Source organism: Bradyrhizobium sp. MOS002, assembly GCF_003020115.1.
Taxonomy (GTDB): domain Bacteria; phylum Pseudomonadota; class Alphaproteobacteria; order Rhizobiales; family Xanthobacteraceae; genus Bradyrhizobium.
Map to the genome: position 1 here is coordinate 867656 of NZ_PYFX01000003.1, position 7200 is coordinate 874855.

At 60.0% G+C, this 7200-nt stretch carries 4 protein-coding genes; all 4 read left to right on the forward strand.

The features are described 5' to 3' along the window. Window positions 1-64: 64 nt before the first annotated feature. The 4 genes from C7G41_RS12890 to C7G41_RS12905 all read left to right on the forward strand — a co-directional run bounded on the left by C7G41_RS12890 (window position 65) and on the right by C7G41_RS12905 (window position 6779). Window positions 65-1060: a DUF808 domain-containing protein gene (locus C7G41_RS12890; protein ID WP_106942892.1), complete on the forward strand. Its 996-nt coding sequence runs from the start codon at window positions 65-67 to the stop codon at window positions 1058-1060. Between the two features lie 357 nt (window positions 1061-1417). Then, a complete protein-coding gene (locus C7G41_RS12895) occupies window positions 1418-2866 on the forward strand; it encodes a DUF2252 domain-containing protein (protein ID WP_106942893.1) in 1449 nt (482 codons plus the stop codon). A gap of 159 nt (window positions 2867-3025) precedes the next feature. Further along, window positions 3026-4549 carry a phospholipase D family protein gene (locus tag C7G41_RS12900; RefSeq protein ID WP_158268003.1) on the forward strand — a complete coding sequence of 508 codons (1524 nt, stop codon included), beginning with the start codon at window positions 3026-3028 and terminating at the stop codon, window positions 4547-4549. Window positions 4550-4895: 346 nt separating this feature from the next. After that, on the forward strand, window positions 4896-6779 hold the full coding sequence (locus C7G41_RS12905) for a potassium transporter Kup (protein WP_106942895.1): 1884 nt from the start codon (window positions 4896-4898) through the stop codon (window positions 6777-6779). Window positions 6780-7200 lie beyond the last annotated feature (421 nt).

Sequence of the window (7200 nt, forward strand, 5' to 3'; positions counted from 1 at the left end):
GGGCGTGATGCACTGCATTTGATGACGCCTGAGGGATTTGTAGAATGACGATCGAGATGCATCGATGAGCGTTGGACTGATCGCCCTTCTGGACGATCTTGCGACGATCGCAAAGGCAGCGGCAGCTTCCCTCGACGATGTAGCGAGCCAAGCCGCGAAGGCAGGTGTAAAGGCGGCTGGGGTCGTGATCGACGATGCTGCGGTTACCCCCAGTTACGTGATCGGATTTGCAGCCAAGCGCGAGCTGACGATCGTGGGCAGGATCGCGGCCGGATCGCTTCGCAACAAGCTCCTGATCTTGATGCCCGCTGCCCTAGCCCTTGGCTATTTCCTTCCCCGGACGATTACACCGCTTCTGATGATTGGCGGCGTCTACCTGTGCTACGAAGGCGCGGAAAAAGTGTTCGAATCCGTCATGCCACATGGTGCACTTCAGCATGAAGCGCAACTCGGCACGATCTCTTTGAGTGCGACCACGTTGGAGGATGAGAGGGTCGCAAGCGCCATCAAGACCGACTTCATTCTTTCGGCCGAGATCATGGCAATCACGCTGGCGGCTCTACCCGCTGGAGGCTTCCTGACGCGGGGACTTGTGATGGCACTTGTCGCGATCGGGATCACAGTCGTTGTGTATGGCGCCGTAGCGCTGATCGTGAAGGCCGACGATTTCGGTACAACCCTTGCCAACAACGACAGCGCGTCGGTCCTTGCCGGCATAGGCCGCGTGTTCGGACGCGGCCTCGTTCGCGGGATGCCTGCCTTCCTGGCAATCCTTAGCGCGGTCGGCACGGCTGCCATGATCTGGGTTGGCGGCGGCATCGTCCTGCATGGCCTGGAAGCATACGGCCCGGCTTCAATCGGCTCGACCGTCCACGCCGCAGCTGAAACCGTGGCTCACTTATTGCCGTCAGCTGCCAAAGTGGTCGAATGGGCTGTTGAGGCGGCCATCGCGGGTGTCATGGGATTGTTGATTGGCGCGGCCACGATCCCGATCGTCGGATATGCTCTTGCACCTGCATGGAAAAAGGTGAGGCGCTTGCTGCCGGGCGGCCAGAAATAAAGTAACGGGTAGAGCAATTTGCCCGACCTCAAGTCGCCATGTGTTCTTGCGATCAATCGTGTGACCTCCAATCCTCCACCGCAATCCAAAGGGACCGCACTGGTATTTGGCCAGAAGCAAGTTGCGGAAGTTGAGGCGTCCAAAAATCGATCTTGGCAGGGTTTCGTGGTGGCCGGTCGCGGTGTAGCAGCGGTCTGCGTTGACCTAAATCAATGTCCCGCTCCGGGACCGGGTACACAGGTCAAAGCACGTTTTCGAACGGCGACCCATTAATGTGTTTAAAGTCGAATTGAGATAACGGCATAGCCGGCTGCAGTTATCGCGCGACGTTAGCCTGCGAAACTGTAGGACTTGCGCATGCCCAAGCTCGAAGACTTCTTTCGACTAGATGCAAGCCGGGCCGAGCTCGCGAAGCTCAACAATTTTAGCGCAATCCGCTTTTCCGGCACTGAACGGATGGCGAATGGGAGGGCGCTTCGTCGTAAGATTCCGCGCTCCTCCCATGCGGAATTCCGACCGGCGCGCGGACGACCCGACCCGGTTTCGGTCCTTGAGGCGCAGAATGCCACCCGCATCAAGGAGCTCGTGCCGGTGCGGATGGCACGTATGCTGACTTCGCCGTTCGCGTTTTTGCGGGGAAGCGCTGGGATCATGGCGGGAGATCTCGCGAACTCTCCGCGCACTGATCTCGAGGTGATGGCCTGCGGCGATATGCACTTGATGAATTTCGGCCTGTTCGCGTCGGCGGAGCGCAACCTCATTTTCGCAATCAACGATTTTGACGAGGTTCTTCCCGGGCCGTGGGAGTGGGATCTCAAGCGGCTGGCCGCGAGCGCCGCGGTTGCCGCGCTATTTCTCGGCGGCGACGGGATGGATGCCGAACAGGCGGCGCGAGCAGTGGTCGAGTCCTATGTCAGGAGGATTCGCGGCTACGCCGAGATGGGATTTTTGGAGGTGTGGTACGACCTGATCGACGAGCGGACGATCCTCGCCGCAGCCCCGCAGCGCCTTCGAAAGCTCGCCCAGGCCACATTCGCCAAGGCCCGCGCCCGAGGCCATATTAGAGCCCTAGATCGGCTAACAGAAGAGGTCAACGGTGAGCATCGGATCGTAGAAGACATACCCCTGATAGTTCGCGCGAAACATCTCCCGGACGGCACACCGATGAAAGAAGCGCTGGAGACCATGCTGCGATCGTATCTCGCATCCCTGCCAGAAGACCGCAGGCGCCTGCTCTCGCGCTACCGGATCATCGATGTCGCTCGTAAGGTTGTCGGTGTCGGCAGCGTCGGCACCAGTTGCTGGGTTGTGTTGCTTGAAGAGCAAGGAGCCCGTAGTCCGCTGTTTCTTCAGATAAAAGAAGCGCGTGAATCCGTGCTGGCGCCCTATCTCCACAAAAAGGGTTCGATCACACAACAGGGGCGGCGCGTGGTAATTGGTCAGCGAATGATCCAGGGCTCCCCGGACATCTTCCTTGGCTGGGGACCTGTCAATTCAGCAAACGGCAGTGGACGGCACTACTACGTCCGGCAACTCGCCGACATGAAGGGTGGCCTGAATTTGAAGGAAGGCGATCGCGAGGCCCTTAACGGCCTCTCGAGGTACTGTGGTTTGTGCGGATGGGCACTCGCGCTTGCGCACGCAAAGTCGGGCGACGCAGCCATGATATCGGGTTATTGCGGCACCGGAGATGCGCTCCCGGATGCCATCGGAAAGTTCTCGTTGGCCTATCTCGAGCAGACTGAGCGTGACCATGGCGCACTTGAGGCGGCGGCCCGGCGTGGCAGGATCCCGGTGGCTCGATAGAGCTGAACGGAGCGGTCGGCGCGTTGCAGGTGCGCGCCGCTTCAGGACAGGCGCCCACCTGTGCGATCATCCTGTCTTCGTTTGCAATCACAGTGACCAATGATGTGGAACTCACAGATTCCTTGGCCAAGTCGCGCGTGTGTTCTTAAGGGGTTGCCATTGCCGGTCCTGATTTGGATTGCTCAGGTTATCAGCGGTGGCGCCATTGGCGCCCGGCCCGACCATCCTCGCCCGGTTTCCACCGCGTTCGAGGACTTCACGTCGACTGGGTTAGGCCACTTCTTCGGTCCGGCCTCCGATAAGCATTCCGGCTTGTCCGGCTTCAGCCTGTTGAGCCATGGGCGCGACGCCTTCATCGTCCGTCTGGCATTGGCCGACCTGGCCGAGCGAAGCCTCGACATGCAGTACTACATGTGGGACGGCGATACGACTGGCCGGATTGTCGTCGACCACGTGATGAAGGCTGCCGATCGCGGCGTCCGTGTGCGACTACTCGTTGACGATCCCTTCTACAAGGACAGCGATTCCATCAAAGCTTGCCTCGATGCTCACCCGAATGTTGAGATCCGCCTGTTCAACCCGCTCGCTAACCGGCGCTGGTCAATCCTCGACTTCATTTTCGACTTCGGCCGGGTCAATCGCCGCATGCACAACAAGTTGATGGTTGCTGACAATACGGCTGCAATTGTTGGTGGGCGCAATATCGGTGACATCTATTATGGCGTGAACACCATCGCCAATTATCGCGATCTGGATGTGTTGGCGGTTGGGCCTGTCGTCCGCGATTTGTCGCGCGTCTTCGATCGGTACTGGAACAGCTGCTCGACCGTGCCGATCGCTGCCATCGTTGATCGCGCCCATGGCGCGGACGATCTCGATGCCGTCATGGTTCGCTTGCGTCAGGCGATCGCCGCGTCCCACTACCCTTATCCCATTCAGCAAGACCTAGACGAGTTGGCGGCCCAGAGCGCCGAGCTTCGTGACAATCTCGTCTGGGCACACGGACGAATCATTGCGGACGACCCGGAAACCATCGCCCGTGGCGAGGAGAGCGATGACGTGGTTGAATTCATTCGTGGGCGTATCGCCCAGTTAAAAGAGGAATTGCTCGTCGAGTCGCCCTATTTCGTCCTGCCCGCCAGGGCGCAGGCAACCGTCAAGGCTCTGCACGAGCGCAATGTCCGAGTGCGCGTACTGACCAACTCACTCGCTTCGAACGACATGCTGCCGGCACATTCAGGCTATGCCAAGACACGAAGGCGGCTTCTTGAGAACGGTATGGAGTTGTACGAGCTGCGCCCAGATACCGACGCCTTCCGGCCGGGCTGGTCGTTTCTTTCGGGGCGGTCACCGGCCGCGTTGCACACCAAAGCGATGGCCTTCGATGGCGAAGCCGTGTTCATCGGTAGCTTCAACCTCGACCCACGCTCAGCCGTGATCAACACTGAAGCCGGACTCTATATCGAGAGCCCAGAGCTTGCCAAACAATTGAGGGCCTACATGGAGACTGGCGTTTTGCCCGTCAACAGCTACCGCACATTCCTCGACACGAACGACAAGATCGTCTGGGAGACGGTCAAAGACGACAAAATACTGCGCTACCATGACGAGCCCGAAACCGGCTTTCGACGCCGGTTCGTCGCCAACCTATGGAAGATGTTACCGATCGACTCGCAACTCTGACTGCGAGCGTCATGCATCTTTCATATGATCTCGTAGCCTCGACACGCCCCGCTTGCAACTTTCAGAAACCACATCGACAGAATTGTTCCGATCTCTGTGGTGTAGAATGTCGGATAATTCCTCGGGCATCGAGGCCACCGTAAATGCGATGCACATCTGAGAACACAGGCACGGCAAGCTTCAACGGGCGGGGAGTCTTGGCTTGTCCTCTTGATCCAGATCAACCTAGGTCGGCACTAGGTGCTCAAGCTTAAGTCGGTCAGGAAATCCATTCGGACGCGGCAGGGTGATCAGAAACTTTCCTCGGCGCGTTAGCGTCTAGCTGTGTGCGGAGTGCATTCGTTCAATGGCCGTCAAAACAAACAAGGCCTCTCCGGACCATTCGGGGCACAGCCTCTCTGCGCTGAGTTTGGCCGCCCTCGGCGTGGTGTATGGCGATATTGGCACAAGCCCGCTCTATACGCTCAAGATCGTGCTTGGTGCCGCGGGCCAGCATCCCGCGCCGGAGGCGGTTCTCGGCTCACTGTCGCTGATTGTGTGGACGCTCATCATCATCACGACGGTAAAGTACATCATCCTGGCGCTCCGGGTCGACAATCAGGGTGAAGGTGGCGTTCTCGCATTGATGGCGCTGCTGAGCCGGAAGCCGGAACGGCATCTCGTCTTGCTCGTCGGCATGTTCGGCGCTGCGCTGGTATACGGCGACTGCGTCCTCACGCCGGCGATCTCGGTGCTGTCGGCACTCGAGGGGCTGGAGGTCATCGCACCTGAACTCGACCGTTTCGTACTGCCGGGGACCGTGGCCATTCTCGCCGCCTTGTTCGCCGTCCAGCAACGCGGGACCGCTGTGCTCGGTCGATTCCTGGGGCCGGTCATGGCAGCCTGGTTCGCAGTGCTTGCGCTGCTCGGCCTGTGGGGAATCGCTCAGTATCCGGCTGTGTTATGGGCGCTTAATCCGTCACTGGGCCTGCACTTCCTATTCTCCGGTGGCGGCAACGTCATGCTGGTGCTCGGCGGCGTGTTCCTTTGCGTCACCGGGGCGGAAGCGCTCTACGCTGACCTCGGCCATTTCGGCCGGACGCCGATCCGGTTGGGCTGGTGCGTGGTTTTCCCGGCGCTGGTCCTGAACTATGCCGGGCAGGCGGCTATCGTGCTGGCCGGCGGGCCGATCGAGGGAAGTCTCTTCTTTCGCCTCTGCCCCGCGCCGGTGTTGCTGCTGCCGCTGGTCATCTTCGCCACGGTTGCAACGGCCGTCGCGAGCCAGGCGGTCATTACGGGTGCCTTCTCGATGACGCGCCAGGCGATCCAACTGGGCTGCCTGCCACGGCTGCGAATTGTCCAGACGTCGGCTGGGGGCTTTGGTCAGATCTACCTGCCGGCGGTGAACTGGCTGCTGATGGTTGCAACGCTCGTCCTTGCCATCGGCTTTCGAACCTCGGAGAACCTGGCCGCCGCCTATGGAATAGCGGTGTCGGCGGACATGGTGCTGACAACCTTGCTGCTTTCGATTGCGCTACGCGAGATCTGGGGCTTGCCGCTGCCGGCGGCGATCGCCATTGGCCTCGGGTTTGCCACGGTGGAGGGAGCCTTCCTGGCCGCCAACATGTTGAAGTTTGCCGACGGCGGATGGGTGCCTGTGCTGTTTGCCATCGTGCTCTTCACGCTGATGCGGATCTGGCAAACGGGCAGCGCGGCGGTGCACAGATTGGCGGATGTACCGCAGATCCCGATCGGCGATATCGTAGCGCAGATCGAGAGCGGTCAGATTCGGCGCGTGCCCGGCACTGCCGTGTTTGTCGCGCGCATCACACGCGAGATTCCGCCGCTCCTTGTCTGGCACCTCAGACACAATCACGCATTGCACGATTCCGTCGGGATCCTCAATGTCGTCACCGAGATGATCCCCTACGTGGCTGAGAAGGACCGGTTGGATGTGCGGCAGATCGGCCCGCAGGTGTGGCGAAACCAGGCTCATTACGGTTTTATGGAGCAGCCCGATCTCCCGGCCTTGCTGGAGCGCGCGCGCGCTGAAGGCTACCCGGTAGATCGCTCCAACACGACCTATTTCATCGGGCGCGAGACAGTTGTAAGGCGCAAGGATGGCAAGGGGCTGCCGTGGCTGGTAGAGATCGTGTTCTCGTTCATGTTACGCAATTCGAGCGAGGCGATCGACTACTTCCAGCTGCCGAGGGATGAGGTTGTCGAGATCGGGCGACAATTTGCGATTTGACCCGGGCGGTGCCCGATACTTTGTCCGCGCCTGAGATCCATCAGAAAGCCGTGGTCTCATCCCGGCTGACCTCCAGCGCGATGACCTGAAGTTGCCTTGATCGGCAGGCATCAGCGTGCGGCGCCGATTCTCAGTATCCGGCACTCATGCTGGCTGAATACCACCGACGGCAAGCGTGCGCTACCGTACTGACGCCGCGTAAGCGGCAAGTGATTGAATTTGTGATTCAGAGCAGATATTTGCGTTGCCCGAACGCGTTGTCATCCGATACTCAGGCACCGGAACATTGGCCCGCCTACAGCCGCCGAACAATTTCACCACGCATATCGCACGCCAGCCGCTCCGCGAATGCCATTACGCCTGCCGCCGTCGGTGTCGCCGACAGAGAACTGGTAGTCGGCATTGGCGTAGAAGCTGACAG